Genomic DNA, 15622 nt, shown 5'->3' with positions numbered 1-15622 from the left:
AAGCAAGGCAGGTCTTTATGTTTGGAGCAGAACTCGTCATCGTCCTGTTGGCGATTTATTTGGGCGCACGACTCGGGGGTATCGGCATCGGCTTTGCCGGCGGTCTCGGCGTGCTCGTACTTACCCTGATCTTTCAGATTAAACCCGGCGCAATCCCTTTTGACGTTATCGAAATCATCATGGCGGTTATCGCTGCCATTGCGGCCATGCAGGTTGCTGGCGGTATGGACTACCTGGTGAGCCTGGCGGAGCGTATGCTGCGTCGTCATCCAAAATACATCACCTTCCTTGCCCCACTGGTGACCTGGTTTATGACCATTCTCGCCGGTACTGGCCATACCGCTTTCTCCACGCTGCCGGTCATCACCGAAGTGGCGAAAGAGCAGGGTATTCGCCCGTCTCGCCCTCTTTCTATTGCTGTAGTCGCCTCCCAGATTGCGATCACCGCCTCGCCCATTTCCGCGGCGGTGGTCTTTTTCGCGGGTATTCTCGAGCCGATGGGCGTAAGTTATCTGACGCTGCTGGCGATCTGTATTCCGGTCACGCTGATTGCGGTAATGATCACTGCCGTGCTGTGTAACTTCCTCGGCGCCGAGCTGAAAGACGATCCGGTTTACCAGGAGCGCCTGGCAAAAGGTGAAGTGAGCCTGCGCGGTAGCCAGGTCTTTGAGCTGAAGCCGCATGCAAAACGCTCCGTGCTGCTGTTCCTGATTGGTATCGTCGCCGTGATGTTCTACGCGACCGCCATCAGCGATACGGTAGGTCTGATCCAGAACCCGGTTCTGCCGCGTAACGAAGCGATTGTGGTATTTATGCTGACCATCGCGACGCTGATCAGTATCACCTGTAAAATCGACACCAGCGAAGTGCTGAACGCCAGCACCTTCAAATCCGGTATGAGCGCCTGCGTGTGCGTGCTGGGTGTGGCGTGGCTCGGTGACACCTTCGTGAAAGCGCACATCAGCGATATCCAGACAGTTGCAGGCGACCTGCTGCACAACTATCCGTGGCTACTGGCGGTGGTGCTGTTCTTTGCCGCAACGCTGCTGTACTCCCAGGCTGCGACCACCAAAGCGCTAATGCCTGCGGCACTGATGCTGGGCGTGACGCCGCTGACGGCGATTGCCTCTTTCGCGGCGGTTTCCGCCCTGTTCGTGCTGCCAACCTACCCAACCCTGCTGGCCGCGGTTGAGATGGATGACACCGGCTCGACCCGTATCGGTAAATACGTGTTTAACCACGCGTTCCTCATCCCGGGCGTGGTGGCGATTACGCTCTGCGTGGTCCTCGGCTTTATCATCGGCGGCATTGTGCTGTAAACGGTTAGCCGTTGTAAAAATAGTTAAAAACGGGCCGCGCTGCGGCCCGTTTCATTAATGACCAATCACATGGCGTGATATAGTGAAGACTTTCGTGATGAGGAGGTCGACTCGTGAACACGCCTGATGCTGTTGTTGTACTGTGTACCGCCCCTGATGAAGCTTCTGCCCAGGATCTCGCCGCCAAAGTGCTGGCCGAAAAACTGGCTGCCTGCGTCACGCTACTTCCCGGCGCCACCTCCCTTTATTACTGGGAAGGCAAGCTGGAGCAAGAGTACGAAGTCCAGATGTTGCTCAAAACCAATCTGACCAACCAGCAGGCGCTCCTCGACTGCCTCAAGTCTCATCATCCTTACCAAACCCCGGAGCTGCTGGTGCTGCCAGTGGTCCACGGCGATAACGATTATCTCTCATGGCTCAACGCTTCTTTACGCTGATCCTGCTGCTGTGCAGCACGTCAGTTTTTGCCGGGTTGTTTGACGCGCCCGGCCGTTCGAACTTTATTCCTGCCGACCAGGCATTCGTTTTCGACTTTCAGCAAAACCAGCACGATCTCAGCCTCACCTGGCAGGTGAAAGAGGGTTATTACCTCTATCGCAAGCAGGTCAGCATCACGCCGGCAAAGGCTGACGTCGGCGCATTGCAGATGCCCGCTGGCGAATGGCACGAGGACGAGTTCTACGGTAAAAGTGAAATTTATCGCCAGCGCTTAAGCGTGCCCGTCACGGTGAATCAGGCGGATAAAGGCGCTACCCTGACGGTGACGTATCAGGGCTGCGCCGATGCGGGCTTCTGCTATCCCCCTGAAACAAAGGTCGTTCCGCTTAGCGAAGTGAAAGCGGCGGCCTCCCCTCTCCCCTCAGGGGAAATGGCCAGTGTGAGGGGTGAAGGCGAAGCCGCTTCAGACCTTCCGTTCTCAGCGCTTTGGGCGTTATTGATTGGTATCGGCATCGCCTTTACGCCCTGCGTACTGCCTATGTACCCGCTTATCTCTGGCATCGTGCTGGGTGGTAAGCAACGCCTTTCCACCGCCCGCGCGCTGTTGCTGGCCTTTATCTATGTGCAGGGCATGGCGTTAACCTATACGGCGCTCGGCCTCGTGGTCGCCGCTGCCGGGTTGCAGTTCCAGGCCGCCCTTCAGCACCCCTATGTGCTTATCGGACTGTCAGCAGTGTTTATTCTGCTGGCGCTGTCGATGTTTGGCCTGTTCACTCTGCAACTGCCCTCTTCCCTGCAAACCCGTCTGACGCTAATGAGCAACCGTCAGCAGGGGGGCTCTGCGGGCGGCGTGTTCGCCATGGGTGCCATCGCCGGGCTGATTTGCTCCCCTTGCACCACCGCGCCGCTGAGCGCCATCCTGTTATACATTGCCCAGAGCGGCAACCTTTGGCTCGGCGGCGGCACGCTGTACCTTTACGCGCTCGGCATGGGTCTGCCGCTGATCCTTGTGACGGTATTTGGCAATCGTCTGCTGCCGAAGAGCGGCCCGTGGATGGAGACAGTGAAAACCGCGTTTGGTTTTGTCATTCTGGCGCTACCGGTCTTCCTGCTGGAACGCATCATCGGTGATGTGTGGGGTACGCGTCTGTGGGCTATGCTCGGCGTGGCCTTCTTCAGCTGGGCATTTATCGTGAGTCTGGGTGCGAAGAAACCGTGGATGCGCCTGCTACAGATCCTTCTGCTGGCGGCCGCGCTAGTGAGCGTCCGTCCGTTACAGGACTGGGCGTTTGGCACCCCGACAGATCAGACGCAGGCTCATCTGAATTTTATACAGATTAAAAACGTGGATGACCTTAACCGCGCCCTGGTGCAGGCGAAAGGCAAACCGGTCATGCTCGATCTCTATGCCGACTGGTGCGTGGCCTGCAAAGAGTTTGAAAAATACACCTTCAGCGATCCGCAGGTACAACATGCGCTGAGCGATACCGTTCTGCTCCAGGCGAACGTTACCGCCAACAGCGCGCAGGATAAGGCTCTGCTGAAGCAACTTAACGTTCTCGGGCTGCCTACCATCCTGTTCTTCAATGAACAGGGGGAAGAACAGCTGACGCAGCGTGTAACCGGGTTTATGGACGCGACGGCATTCAACGCGCATTTGCGCAATCGCCAACCGTAAACAACACTTTAGACGGGACAAACCGTTGGGAATAGCGGAGGAGATAACCGTGCAACGCGAAGACGTACTGGGACAAGCCCTGCAATTACTTGAGATTCAAGGGATCGCCAGCACCACGCTTGAGATGGTAGCCGACCGTATCGATTACCCTCTGGATGAACTTAAGCGCTTCTGGCCGGATAAAGAGGCGCTGCTGTATGATGCCCTGCGCTATCTCAGCCAGCAGGTGGATATCTGGCGCAGGCAACTGATGCTGAATGAAGAGCTGACCACCGAGCAAAAGCTGCTGGCACGCTATACCGCACTGACGGAGTGTGTCACCAACAACCGTTACCCAGGCTGTCTGTTTATCGCCGCCTGCACCTACTTCCCCGATCCCGGACACCCCATCCATCAGCTGGCAGATCAGCAAAAACGAGCCGCGCACGAGTTCACACACGAGCTGCTGACCACACTTGAAGTGGATGATCCGGCAATGGTCGCGAAGCAGATGGAGCTGGTGCTGGAAGGTTGCCTGAGCCGCATGCTGGTGAACCGTAGCCAGGCGGATGTGGATACGGCGCACCGTCTGGCGGAAGATATTTTGCGGTTTGCGCAGTGTCGTATGGGTGGTGCACTGACCTAAGCCAGCATTCCCGTCCAGGCGGAAATAAACAAACACAGCGCCATTGCACGTTGAAATCGCACCATCGCCACGGTGGTGCGGAAAATCCGGTTCACCGCCTTCCCCAGCCACGCCCAGCACAACAAACAGACCACTGAGATCGCCAGAAACCATAGCGCCATCAGCGAAATATCCCGTAATGCATGGTCGCTTGCCGGAGCAAACAGGCTGACGACGGCCAGCGCCATCATCCAGGTTTTTGGGTTTACAACCTGTAATAACGCCGCCGCCCGCGCGGTAAATCGAACATGACGCCTGGAGGAGAGATTCGCGGCCGGGGCGCTAAACAGCTGCCAGCTCATCCAGGAAAGCCACAGCACGCCCGCCCAGCTCATCACCTGACGTATCAGCGGATACTGGCGTAACACTTCTCCTGCCCCAGCGCCTGAAACCAGAACAATAGCGCTGGCGGCAATACACCCGCCCAGGATCGCAGGAATCGTATTTTTTACGCCAAAGTGCTGACTGTTAGCCAGTACCAAAATATTGGTTGGCCCCGGCGTAATCGAGGCGACAAATGCAAACAGCAGGAAGGGTATTAAATTCACAGGTGGCTCCTTTTAGTAGAGCCATGAATGTGCCGTTATTTTCTGGAAACGTCTGGAAGGTTTGTGCACAACCGACGGTAGTGTGCCGGAGAAATACGGTACGCCCGCTGGAACCAGCGACCAAGATGGCTTTGATCGGCAAAACCTACTGCCGTCGCCACATCAACAGGCAGTTCCCCATACGCCAGCATCTGTCGGGCCTTTGCCAGGCGCAGCTGGATAAGCCAGGCGTGCGGCGCAAGGTGAAATTCGCGCTTAAAGCAGCGGGTGAGCGCAAAGCGATCCGTCCCCGTCTCCCGCGCAAGGTCTGACAGCCCCACGTTCTCGCCGATATGCGCATAGAGATAGTCGCGGGCACGATGCGCCACAGCGGAGCTTTGTAACTGCGACGGGAGTTTCTTCCGCCAGTGGCAGTGGGCTGTAATCTTAGTGAGCAGGTTATCCATTGTGCTCTGTTGTACGATCTTCATCTCATCGTTATGCAGCGAGGCAAATGTATCACCGATAGCGCGCACCAGCTGAGGCTCTCGCGTCAGCGTTTGGGCAAAGTGGAGGGTGTAACTCCCGGGAGTAGAGTCATACAGCCCTTGAAGCGTACGGGTGAGCCAGTGTTCATCCAGATAAAAGGTCAGATAAGTAAAGCCACCCTCTACCGGTGCATCACCGTCATGAATTTCACCAGGCTCAAGTAAAAAAGCATCGCCCGGCTGGCTACGGTGGCGTTCACGGCGACAGTGGAACTGCTGCGTACCGGAAAGGGTTATTCCGACCAGATAGCTATCATGCCAGTGGGGATCAAAGGCGTGTCCTTCGAAATGCGCCTTAATTGTCTCAATACCTGTTTCTGCATGCTGACGCAGCTCAAGCCAGTCGTTTGCCATACTGCCCTCCTCTTACCGTCAGCATTGTCACATCTTGCCTGAACTGTCTGGAAGATTTGTGCATTTTCAGCGCACAAACGGACAGATTGCCGCAAACTTAAGCAGTTGAACAGCTTTTCCCGAAATAATGTTGACGATCGCGCGCGATTGCGGTTTAATGCGCTCCGTTGCCCGGATAGCTCAGTCGGTAGAGCAGGGGATTGAAAATCCCCGTGTCCTTGGTTCGATTCCGAGTCCGGGCACCACTATTTAAAGAACCCAGCCTATGGCTGGGTTTTTGCTTTTCTGCGCTTATCAAAACCTTACCTTAAATTTATTCCTGTATCTCTTCCCGATGAGGTCGCGCAGCCAGCATTGCCCGGGGGCGCTGCGCTTACCGGGCCTACAAAACCCGCAGGCCAGATAAGGCGAAGCCGCCATCCGGCATGTTTTTCCGTGCACAAAGCAAAAAACCCCGCACCTTCCGGTACGGGGTTCTTTCTGATTGATGCCTGGCAGTTCCCTACTCTCACATGGGGAGACCCCACACTACCATCGGCGCTACGGCGTTTCACTTCTGAGTTCGGCATGGGGTCAGGTGGGACCACCGCGCTAAAGCCGCCAGGCAAATTCTGTTAATCTGTATCAGGCTGAAAATCGTGTCTGTCTCTTCGCCGAAACAGCTTCGGCGTTGTAAGGTTAAGCCTCACGGTTCATTAGTATCGGTTAGCTCAACGCATCGCTGCGCTTACACACCCGACCTATCAACGTCGTAGTCTTCAACGTTCCTTCAGGAGACTCAAGGTCTCAGGGAGAACTCATCTCGGGGCAAGTTTCGTGCTTAGATGCTTTCAGCACTTATCTCTTCCGCATTTAGCTACCGGGCAGTGCCATTGGCATGACAACCCGAACACCAGTGATGCGTCCACTCCGGTCCTCTCGTACTAGGAGCAGCCCCCCTCAATTCTCCAGCGCCCACGGCAGATAGGGACCGAACTGTCTCACGACGTTCTAAACCCAGCTCGCGTACCACTTTAAATGGCGAACAGCCATACCCTTGGGACCTACTTCAGCCCCAGGATGTGATGAGCCGACATCGAGGTGCCAAACACCGCCGTCGATATGAACTCTTGGGCGGTATCAGCCTGTTATCCCCGGAGTACCTTTTATCCGTTGAGCGATGGCCCTTCCATTCAGAACCACCGGATCACTATGACCTGCTTTCGCACCTGCTCGCGCCGTCACGCTCGCAGTCAAGCTGGCTTATGCCATTGCACTAACCTCCTGATGTCCGACCAGGATTAGCCAACCTTCGTGCTCCTCCGTTACTCTTTGGGAGGAGACCGCCCCAGTCAAACTACCCACCAGACACTGTCCGCAACCCGGATTACGGGTCTACGTTAGAACACCAGCCATTAAAGGGTGGTATTTCAAGGTTGGCTCCACGCAGACTGGCGTCCACGCTTCAAAGCCTCCCACCTATCCTACACATCAAGGACCAGTGTTCAGTGTCAAGCTATAGTAAAGGTTCACGGGGTCTTTCCGTCTTGCCGCGGGTACACTGCATCTTCACAGCGAGTTCAATTTCACTGAGTCTCGGGTGGAGACAGCCTGGCCATCATTACGCCATTCGTGCAGGTCGGAACTTACCCGACAAGGAATTTCGCTACCTTAGGACCGTTATAGTTACGGCCGCCGTTTACCGGGGCTTCGATCAAGAGCTTCGCGTTGCCGCTAACCCCATCAATTAACCTTCCGGCACCGGGCAGGCGTCACACCGTATACGTCCACTTTCGTGTTTGCACAGTGCTGTGTTTTTAATAAACAGTTGCAGCCAGCTGGTATCTTCGACTGATTTCAGCTCCGCCCGCAGGGGCTTCACCTACATATCAGCGTGCCTTCTCCCGAAGTTACGGCACCATTTTGCCTAGTTCCTTCACCCGAGTTCTCTCAAGCGCCTTGGTATTCTCTACCTGACCACCTGTGTCGGTTTGGGGTACGATTTCGTGTTACCTGATGCTTAGAGGCTTTTCCTGGAAGCAGGGCATTTATCACTTCAGCACCGTAGTGCCTCGTCATCACACCTCAGCGTTAACAAGGTACCGGATTTACCTGGAACCTCCGCCTACATGCTTAAACCGGGACAACCGTCGCCCGGCTGACATAGCCTTCTCCGTCCCCCCTTCGCAGTAACACCAAGTACAGGAATATTAACCTGTTTCCCATCGACTACGCCTTTCGGCCTCGCCTTAGGGGTCGACTCACCCTGCCCCGATTAACGTTGGACAGGAACCCTTGGTCTTCCGGCGAGCGGGCTTTTCACCCGCTTTATCGTTACTTATGTCAGCATTCGCACTTCTGATACCTCCAGCATGCCTCACAGCACACCTTCAACGGCTTACAGAACGCTCCCCTACCCAACAACACATAGTGTCGCTGCCGCAGCTTCGGTGCATGGTTTAGCCCCGTTACATCTTCCGCGCAGGCCGACTCGACCAGTGAGCTATTACGCTTTCTTTAAATGATGGCTGCTTCTAAGCCAACATCCTGGCTGTCTGTGCCTTCCCACATCGTTTCCCACTTAACCATGACTTTGGGACCTTAGCTGGCGGTCTGGGTTGTTTCCCTCTTCACGACGGACGTTAGCACCCGCCGTGTGTCTCCCGTGATAACATTCTTCGGTATTCGTAGTTTGCATCGGGTTGGTAAGCCGGGATGGCCCCCTAGCCGAAACAGTGCTCTACCCCCGAAGATGAATTCACGAGGCGCTACCTAAATAGCTTTCGGGGAGAACCAGCTATCTCCCGGTTTGATTGGCCTTTCACCCCCAGCCACAGGTCATCCGCTAATTTTTCAACATTAGTCGGTTCGGTCCTCCAGTTAGTGTTACCCAACCTTCAACCTGCCCATGGCTAGATCACCGGGTTTCGGGTCTATACCCTGCAACTTAACGCCCAGTTAAGACTCGGTTTCCCTTCGGCTCCCCTATACGGTTAACCTTGCTACAGAATATAAGTCGCTGACCCATTATACAAAAGGTACGCAGTCACCCCATAAAGAGGCTCCCACTGCTTGTACGTACACGGTTTCAGGTTCTTTTTCACTCCCCTCGCCGGGGTTCTTTTCGCCTTTCCCTCACGGTACTGGTTCACTATCGGTCAGTCAGGAGTATTTAGCCTTGGAGGATGGTCCCCCCATATTCAGACAGGATACCACGTGTCCCGCCCTACTCTTCGAGTTCACAGCAAGTGTGCTTTCGTGTACGGGACTATCACCCTGTACCGTCGGACTTTCCAGACCGTTCCACTAACACACAAGCTGATTCAGACTCCGGGCTGCTCCCCGTTCGCTCGCCGCTACTGGGGGAATCTCGGTTGATTTCTTTTCCTCGGGGTACTTAGATGTTTCAGTTCCCCCGGTTCGCCTCGTTAACCTATGTATTCAGTTAACGATAGTGCAACGAATTGCACTGGGTTTCCCCATTCGGACATCGCCGGGTCAAAGGTTCATATCACCTCGCCGGCGCTTTTCGCAGATTAGCACGTCCTTCATCGCCTCTGACTGCCAGGGCATCCACCGTGTACGCTTAGTCGCTTAACCTCACAACCCGAAGATGTTTCACTTCTGATTGCGAAAATTTGAGAGACTCGAACACACATGAGCTGTGTGTCGTTTCAATTTTCAGCTTGATCCAGATTTTTAAAGAGCAAATATCTCAAACATGACTCGCAAGTCAGTTTTGAGATATGACGGCAGGTGACTTTCACTCACGAACCAGCAAGTGGCGTCCCCTAGGGGATTCGAACCCCTGTTACCGCCGTGAAAGGGCGGTGTCCTGGGCCTCTAGACGAAGGGGACGTACAGTCTCAATCGCAAGACGCCTTGCTATTTACTTTTCATCAGACAATCTGTGTGAGCACTGCAAAGGCAGGTTCTTTAAGGTAAGGAGGTGATCCAACCGCAGGTTCCCCTACGGTTACCTTGTTACGACTTCACCCCAGTCATGAATCACAAAGTGGTAAGCGCCCTCCCGAAGGTTAAGCTACCTACTTCTTTTGCAACCCACTCCCATGGTGTGACGGGCGGTGTGTACAAGGCCCGGGAACGTATTCACCGTGGCATTCTGATCCACGATTACTAGCGATTCCGACTTCATGGAGTCGAGTTGCAGACTCCAATCCGGACTACGACGCACTTTATGAGGTCCGCTTGCTCTCGCGAGGTCGCTTCTCTTTGTATGCGCCATTGTAGCACGTGTGTAGCCCTACTCGTAAGGGCCATGATGACTTGACGTCATCCCCACCTTCCTCCAGTTTATCACTGGCAGTCTCCTTTGAGTTCCCGGCCGGACCGCTGGCAACAAAGGATAAGGGTTGCGCTCGTTGCGGGACTTAACCCAACATTTCACAACACGAGCTGACGACAGCCATGCAGCACCTGTCTCAGAGTTCCCGAAGGCACCAATCCATCTCTGGAAAGTTCTCTGGATGTCAAGAGTAGGTAAGGTTCTTCGCGTTGCATCGAATTAAACCACATGCTCCACCGCTTGTGCGGGCCCCCGTCAATTCATTTGAGTTTTAACCTTGCGGCCGTACTCCCCAGGCGGTCGACTTAACGCGTTAGCTCCGGAAGCCACGCCTCAAGGGCACAACCTCCAAGTCGACATCGTTTACGGCGTGGACTACCAGGGTATCTAATCCTGTTTGCTCCCCACGCTTTCGCACCTGAGCGTCAGTCTTTGTCCAGGGGGCCGCCTTCGCCACCGGTATTCCTCCAGATCTCTACGCATTTCACCGCTACACCTGGAATTCTACCCCCCTCTACAAGACTCTAGCCTGCCAGTTTCGAATGCAGTTCCCAGGTTGAGCCCGGGGATTTCACATCCGACTTGACAGACCGCCTGCGTGCGCTTTACGCCCAGTAATTCCGATTAACGCTTGCACCCTCCGTATTACCGCGGCTGCTGGCACGGAGTTAGCCGGTGCTTCTTCTGCGGGTAACGTCAATCGACAGGGTTATTAACCCTGTCGCCTTCCTCCCCGCTGAAAGTACTTTACAACCCGAAGGCCTTCTTCATACACGCGGCATGGCTGCATCAGGCTTGCGCCCATTGTGCAATATTCCCCACTGCTGCCTCCCGTAGGAGTCTGGACCGTGTCTCAGTTCCAGTGTGGCTGGTCATCCTCTCAGACCAGCTAGGGATCGTCGCCTAGGTGAGCCGTTACCCCACCTACTAGCTAATCCCATCTGGGCACATCCGATGGCAAGAGGCCCGAAGGTCCCCCTCTTTGGTCTTGCGACGTTATGCGGTATTAGCTACCGTTTCCAGTAGTTATCCCCCTCCATCAGGCAGTTTCCCAGACATTACTCACCCGTCCGCCACTCGTCAGCAAAGCAGCAAGCTGCTTCCTGTTACCGTTCGACTTGCATGTGTTAGGCCTGCCGCCAGCGTTCAATCTGAGCCATGATCAAACTCTTCAATTTAAAAGTTTGATGCTCAATGAATTAAACTTCGTAATGAATTACGTGTTCACTCGTTGAGACTTGGTATTCATTTAGTGTCCGAGGACATTAAGAATCCATGTCACTTTGAGTGCCCACACAGATTGTCTGATAAATTGTTAAAGAGCAGTTGCGACGCGCTTCAGCGCTCTGTCGCGAGGTGGCGTATATTACGCTTTCCTCTTTCAGAGTCAACCCGTTATTTCAGGATTTTTTCTCTTCAACCGACCGGGTAGTCTGTGAAGTGATTCACATCCGCCGTGTCGATGGAGGCGCATTATAGGGAGTTCCCGAGCGACCGCAACAGAAAAGTTGCAAAAAAATGACTGACTGCTGTATTCCCCAGCAAAACCCCGCCTTATACCCTTTTACGCACAGAGTTATCCACAATCCATTGACGATCCCGGTGCGATCCCGCTAATTGAACACTATACTAGCGGCAAATATTCCTCTCGCAGACCAACCTGATGACGACACAACGACTTCAACGTGACTGGCGTATCCCAACCGCCGGGCTCGCCGTGCTGGTGTTACTTATGGCAGGTTTCGCACTGCATACGCACTGGAATGCTTTTATTCAGTGGTGCCTCGCCGCTCAGATCACCCTGCACCGTTATCTGGTAATGTATTTGCTGCAACTTAATAATCATCAGTACAGCGGTGGGCTGTGGTTGTTAACCGGTGCGTTTCTTTATGGTGTACTCCATGCCGTTGGACCAGGACACGGCAAATTTATCGTCGCCACGTATCTCAGCACCAATAAAGAGAGCCAGCTCGCGGCGCGCGTCGTACCGTTTATCGGTAGCCTGATGCAGGGCGTCAGCGCGATCGCCTTTGTCTTTATCCTGGCGGTTGGATTGAACCTCGCGTCAGGAGATATCAGCACCAGCCGTTGGTACGTCGAGAAAATCAGCGCCTTACTGATTGCCGCCTTCGGTGCGTTTATCATTTATCAGGCGCTCAGCAGCCTGCGTCCGCGCAAAATGGCGATTAGCGCCATCAAGCCGCTTCACCAGCATAATGAACATTGTGGCTGCGGCCATCACGGCGTAGGGGTGGATCTGGCTAAAAGCGACTGGAAAACCCGTCTGGGCGTGGTGCTGGCCATTGGCGCACGCCCGTGCAGCGGGGCAATTATGATCCTGATGTTCTCGAATGCGCTCGGCATTATTAGCTGGGGGATTGCTGCTGTGATGACAATGTCGCTGGGCACGGCGCTGTCGATTATGGGGCTGTCGCTGGCAGTACGTTACGCGCGTGAACGCACAGTAGCCTGGTTTAGTGGCGGCACTTCCCTGAACTGGGTAATGCCGATGGTCAAAATAGCCGGAGGAGTTGTTCTGATACTGTTCGCAACTATCCTCTTCCTGACGGTGATCCCCGTCAGCGTCAGCGGCGACTATATCGCCGCAGGATGCTAATAAAAGAAAACCCGCCAGCGGCGGGTTTTTTATCACTCGTTAATTCGCGGATGCTGGTCAACCAGGCGAGAACGTTTTTTCTGAAGCTCTTCAATCTCTGCGTCAATATCTTCAATCTTCTGCTCTACGTTATCGTAGTGCTCGCGCAGGATCTCCTTCGCTTCCTGAATATCGGACGCCGCAGGCGTTGCCCCTTTCAGTGGACGGTTCGCCGTCTCCTTCATAGTAATACCGGTAATCAGGCCAATCACCGCAATAACCATCAGATAGTAAGCAGGCATCATCAGGTTCTGCGTGCTCTCCACCAGTGAAGCAGCAAGCGTCGGCGTCAGGCCCGCAATCAGAACGGAGATATTAAAGGCTGCCGCCAGCGCACTGTAGCGAATATGCGTCGGGAACATTGCCGGTAGCGTAGAAGCCATCACCCCGATAAAGCAGTTGAGGATCACCGCCAGCATCAGCAGACCGGCGAAAATCAGCCCCAGCACATTGCTGTTAATCAGAATAAAGGCCGGGATTGCCAGCGCGAACAGCGCGACGCTACCGAGAATAATGAATGGCTTACGGCCAAAGCGATCGCTCAGCAGGCCCATAATCGGCTGCACGAACAGCATGCCTACCATGATGGCGATAATAATCAGCACACCGTGGTCTTCCGAGTAGTGCAGGTTATGCGACAGATAGCTCGGCATGTAGGTCAGCAGCATGTAATAGGTCACGTTGGTGGAAATCACCAGACCGATACAGGTCAGCAGGCTGCGCCAGTGTTTGGTCGCAATCTCCTTGAACGACACTTTCGGGCCATCCTGCAACCCTTCACGGTCGCCCTGTTCCAGCTTTTCAACGTGCTGCTGGAACGCAGGCGTCTCTTCCAGGGCGTGACGCAGGTAAAGACCGATGATGCCAAGCGGCAGCGCCAGGAAGAACGGAATACGCCAGCCCCAGTCGAGGAAGTTCTCTTCACCCACTACGGTTGAAATCAGAACCACAACTCCCGCGCCCATGACAAACCCGGCAATCGAACCAAAGTCGAGCCAGCTGCCCATAAAGCCGCGTTTTCGATCCGGAGAATACTCAGCGACAAAAATCGATGCACCGGTATATTCGCCGCCAACGGAGAAGCCCTGCGCCATCTTACAGATCAACAGCAGGATCGGTGCCCATATACCAATGGTCGCATAGGACGGAATAAGGCCGATACAGAATGTACTTATCGACATGATGACAATAGTAATAGCCAGGATCTTCTGGCGACCATATTTATCACCCAGCATGCCGAAGAACAGGCCACCGAGAGGGCGAATAAGGAAGGGAACAGAGAACGTACCCAGCGCGGCAATCATCTGCAAGCTGGGATCGGCACCGGGGAAGAACACTTTACCAAGCGCATAGGCAACAAAGCCGTAGACACCAAAATCGAACCACTCCATCGCATTACCGAGCGAGGCCGCCGTAATCGCTTTGCGCAGTTTCGCATCATCAATAATGGTGACATCGCGCAGCGTGATGGGTTTTACTTTTTTCCTTCTAAGCATAGCTTTCCTCGTAGACTCAGCCCCGTCCGTTTCACAGCGCATTTGCAAGCTGTGAACCAGAGATCCGCTCCATGCGAATCTCCTTATTCAAGCGTAGCAGGTTTACTTACATTGACGTTTTACCTCAATACAACCGAACCTGTTGACGCCTGTCTGGGCAGTTAAAGACCTTTTTACCCTACCAGCGTTTATATATGTGATCAACTTCACATATATTTTTCCGGTTCGTAAGTTGGCTTCAGGTTTTGTCAATTCACGATAAATAAGGTCATTCTCACCCCCTTTATCAAGCACATCTTAACACCCGTTATTATTCCTCTTAAAACAAAAAACAATCACATTTCTTCACATCGAATTTACACAAAATTTAATTATTAACAGCGGGCATTCCTGTTTACATTCAATATGTGACGCAGATAACTAAAACAGTGTTTTATTTTCATTGAATCGCAATTCCAAAGATCGCATGATAAACCCGAACACAATATCCCAGCGGCTTTCAAATGAAGGAATGCTAAGCACCTGAATTTCGCTTTACAGCATAAGTAACGAATCGATTGGTCTTCAAGAAAGGCAATCATTTGAATTTGTTGATCTATTTTTTGAGATTTCCGCCAGCCACGCGGGCGAGATGTGAGGGTTAATGATGAAGATTAAAGCAACAATAGAACGCATCCCGGGCGGGATGATGCTGGTCCCGCTGGTACTTGGCGCGATATTAAATACGCTGGCCCCGAATACCGGTGCTTATTTTGGCGGTTTTACAAAAGGTATGATCACCGGAACGGTGCCGATTCTGGCAGTCTGGTTCTTTTGCATCGGCGCATCTATTAATTTACGTGCAACTGGTACGGTATTACGTAAATCAGGGACGCTGGTCATTACTAAAATTGCGGTCGCCTGGGTCGTTGCCATGATCTGCGCGATGTTCATTCCGGAGAATGGCATACAGACCGGATTCTTCGCCGGATTATCCGTTCTGGCCATTGTTTCAGCAATGGATATGACCAACGGCGGTCTCTATGCCAGCCTGATGAATCAATATGGCACCAAAGAAGAATCAGGCGCGTTCGTGCTGATGTCCCTGGAGTCGGGTCCGCTGATGACCATGCTGATTCTGGGTTCTGCCGGCCTTGCCTCCTTTGAACCCCACCATTTTGTCGGGGCGATCCTGCCGTTCCTGATTGGTTTTGCGCTAGGCAACCTCGATCACGATCTGCGCGATTTCTTCAGCAAAGCCACCCCGGTACTGATCCCGTTCTTCGGCTTCGCGTTGGGCAATACCATCAATCTGAACGTGATTCTGGAAACCGGCCTGCTGGGTATTGTGCTGGGTGTTGCCGTCATCGTCATCACGGGTATCCCGCTAATTATTGCAGACCGCGTCATTGGGGGCGGTAACGGAACCGCAGGTGTGGCCGCCTCGTCGGCCGCAGGCGCTGCGGTAGCTAACCCGGTGATTATCGCCCAGATTAACCCGGCCTTTGAACCGGTGGCGGCTTCCGCCACGGCCCTGGTTGCCGCCAGCGTGATTGTGACGGCGATTCTGGTCCCGATCATCACGGCGCTGTACGCCAGACGTTTTGGACAGGTTCCGGAGACCCAGGCAGAGCCGAAAGCGGTAGAAATGCACCACTAAGCCGTTCGCCCCCTCCTT

9 protein-coding genes, 2 tRNA genes and 3 rRNA genes are annotated in these 15622 nt (G+C 54.0%); 7 read left to right on the top strand and 7 right to left on the bottom strand.

Annotated features, from left to right (window positions below; translation table 11 throughout):
- Window positions 1-17: 17 nt before the first annotated feature.
- The 4 genes from BFV65_RS01840 to BFV65_RS01825 all read left to right on the top strand — a co-directional run bounded on the left by BFV65_RS01840 (window position 18) and on the right by BFV65_RS01825 (window position 4060).
- Window positions 18-1319, top strand: a complete 1302-nt coding sequence (locus tag BFV65_RS01840) for an anaerobic C4-dicarboxylate transporter (RefSeq protein ID WP_008502949.1) — start codon at window positions 18-20, stop codon at window positions 1317-1319.
- 113 nt (window positions 1320-1432) lie between these two features.
- Window positions 1433-1756 (top strand): divalent cation tolerance protein CutA, encoded by a 324-nt coding sequence (cutA, locus tag BFV65_RS01835; RefSeq protein ID WP_003855908.1) that lies wholly within the window; start codon window positions 1433-1435, stop codon window positions 1754-1756.
- Window positions 1732-3435 carry a protein-disulfide reductase DsbD gene (locus BFV65_RS01830; protein ID WP_045620950.1) on the top strand — a complete coding sequence of 568 codons (1704 nt, stop codon included), beginning with the start codon at window positions 1732-1734 and terminating at the stop codon, window positions 3433-3435. Before cutA ends, BFV65_RS01830 begins: the two co-directional genes overlap by 25 nt.
- Before the next feature lie 49 nt (window positions 3436-3484).
- Window positions 3485-4060 carry a transcriptional regulator gene (locus BFV65_RS01825; protein ID WP_022646797.1) on the top strand — a complete coding sequence of 192 codons (576 nt, stop codon included), beginning with the start codon at window positions 3485-3487 and terminating at the stop codon, window positions 4058-4060.
- On the opposite strand, the gene BFV65_RS01820 is transcribed toward BFV65_RS01825, so the two are convergent.
- On the bottom strand, window positions 4057-4647 hold the full coding sequence (locus BFV65_RS01820) for a LysE family translocator (RefSeq protein ID WP_023299118.1): 591 nt from the start codon (window positions 4645-4647) through the stop codon (window positions 4057-4059). The two genes, BFV65_RS01825 and BFV65_RS01820, sit on opposite strands and share 4 nt — an antisense overlap.
- Window positions 4648-4682: 35 nt before the next feature.
- Window positions 4683-5528 carry an AraC family transcriptional regulator gene (locus tag BFV65_RS01815; RefSeq protein WP_069596160.1) on the bottom strand — a complete coding sequence of 282 codons (846 nt, stop codon included), beginning with the start codon at window positions 5526-5528 and terminating at the stop codon, window positions 4683-4685.
- A gap of 169 nt (window positions 5529-5697) precedes the next feature.
- On the opposite strand from BFV65_RS01815, the gene BFV65_RS01810 reads away from it, so the two are divergent.
- Window positions 5698-5773 (top strand) — tRNA-Phe (locus BFV65_RS01810).
- A 244-nt stretch (window positions 5774-6017) separates the two neighbouring features.
- Here the strand turns inward: BFV65_RS01810 and rrf are convergent.
- The 4 genes from rrf to BFV65_RS01790 form a co-directional block, all read right to left on the bottom strand.
- Window positions 6018-6133, bottom strand: a 5S ribosomal RNA gene (rrf, locus tag BFV65_RS01805).
- A 69-nt stretch (window positions 6134-6202) separates the two neighbouring features.
- Window positions 6203-9107, bottom strand: a 23S ribosomal RNA gene (locus tag BFV65_RS01800).
- Window positions 9108-9289: 182 nt separating this feature from the next.
- Window positions 9290-9365, bottom strand: a tRNA-Glu gene (locus BFV65_RS01795).
- Window positions 9366-9449: 84 nt separating this feature from the next.
- Window positions 9450-10991: ribosomal RNA gene (locus BFV65_RS01790) — 16S ribosomal RNA — on the bottom strand.
- The 16S, 23S and 5S rRNA genes sit together here with 1 tRNA gene alongside, the layout of an rRNA operon.
- A 485-nt stretch (window positions 10992-11476) precedes the next feature.
- Here BFV65_RS01790 and BFV65_RS01785 point away from each other — a divergent pair.
- Window positions 11477-12430, top strand: coding sequence for a nickel/cobalt transporter (locus BFV65_RS01785; protein ID WP_069596159.1), 954 nt, complete (start codon window positions 11477-11479; stop codon window positions 12428-12430).
- Window positions 12431-12462: 32 nt separating this feature from the next.
- Here BFV65_RS01785 and proP read toward each other — a convergent pair whose 3' ends face one another.
- On the bottom strand, window positions 12463-13965 hold the full coding sequence (gene proP / locus BFV65_RS01780) for a glycine betaine/L-proline transporter ProP (RefSeq protein ID WP_022646793.1): 1503 nt from the start codon (window positions 13963-13965) through the stop codon (window positions 12463-12465).
- Between the two features lie 646 nt (window positions 13966-14611).
- Here proP and kdgT point away from each other — a divergent pair.
- Window positions 14612-15604, top strand: coding sequence for a 2-keto-3-deoxygluconate transporter (kdgT, locus tag BFV65_RS01775; RefSeq protein ID WP_022646792.1), 993 nt, complete (start codon window positions 14612-14614; stop codon window positions 15602-15604).
- Window positions 15605-15622: the final 18 nt, after the last annotated feature.

It is taken from the genome of Enterobacter hormaechei subsp. hoffmannii (genome assembly GCF_001729745.1).
Classification (GTDB): Bacteria; Pseudomonadota; Gammaproteobacteria; order Enterobacterales; family Enterobacteriaceae; genus Enterobacter; species Enterobacter intestinihominis.
Note: the sequence above shows the minus strand (reverse complement) of the source record. Positions and strands in the feature narration are given on the sequence as shown.

Coding starts and splice junctions, on each gene's coding strand:
- BFV65_RS01840 (WP_008502949.1), top strand. CDS start 18: ATGTTTGGAGCAGAACTCGTCATCGTCCTGTTGGCGATTTATTTGGGC.
- BFV65_RS01830 (WP_045620950.1), top strand. CDS start 1,732: ATGGCTCAACGCTTCTTTACGCTGATCCTGCTGCTGTGCAGCACGTCA.
- BFV65_RS01815 (WP_069596160.1), bottom strand. CDS start 5,528: ATGGCAAACGACTGGCTTGAGCTGCGTCAGCATGCAGAAACAGGTATT.
- BFV65_RS01785 (WP_069596159.1), top strand. CDS start 11,477: ATGACGACACAACGACTTCAACGTGACTGGCGTATCCCAACCGCCGGG.
- proP (WP_022646793.1), bottom strand. CDS start 13,965: ATGCTTAGAAGGAAAAAAGTAAAACCCATCACGCTGCGCGATGTCACC.
- kdgT (WP_022646792.1), top strand. CDS start 14,612: ATGAAGATTAAAGCAACAATAGAACGCATCCCGGGCGGGATGATGCTG.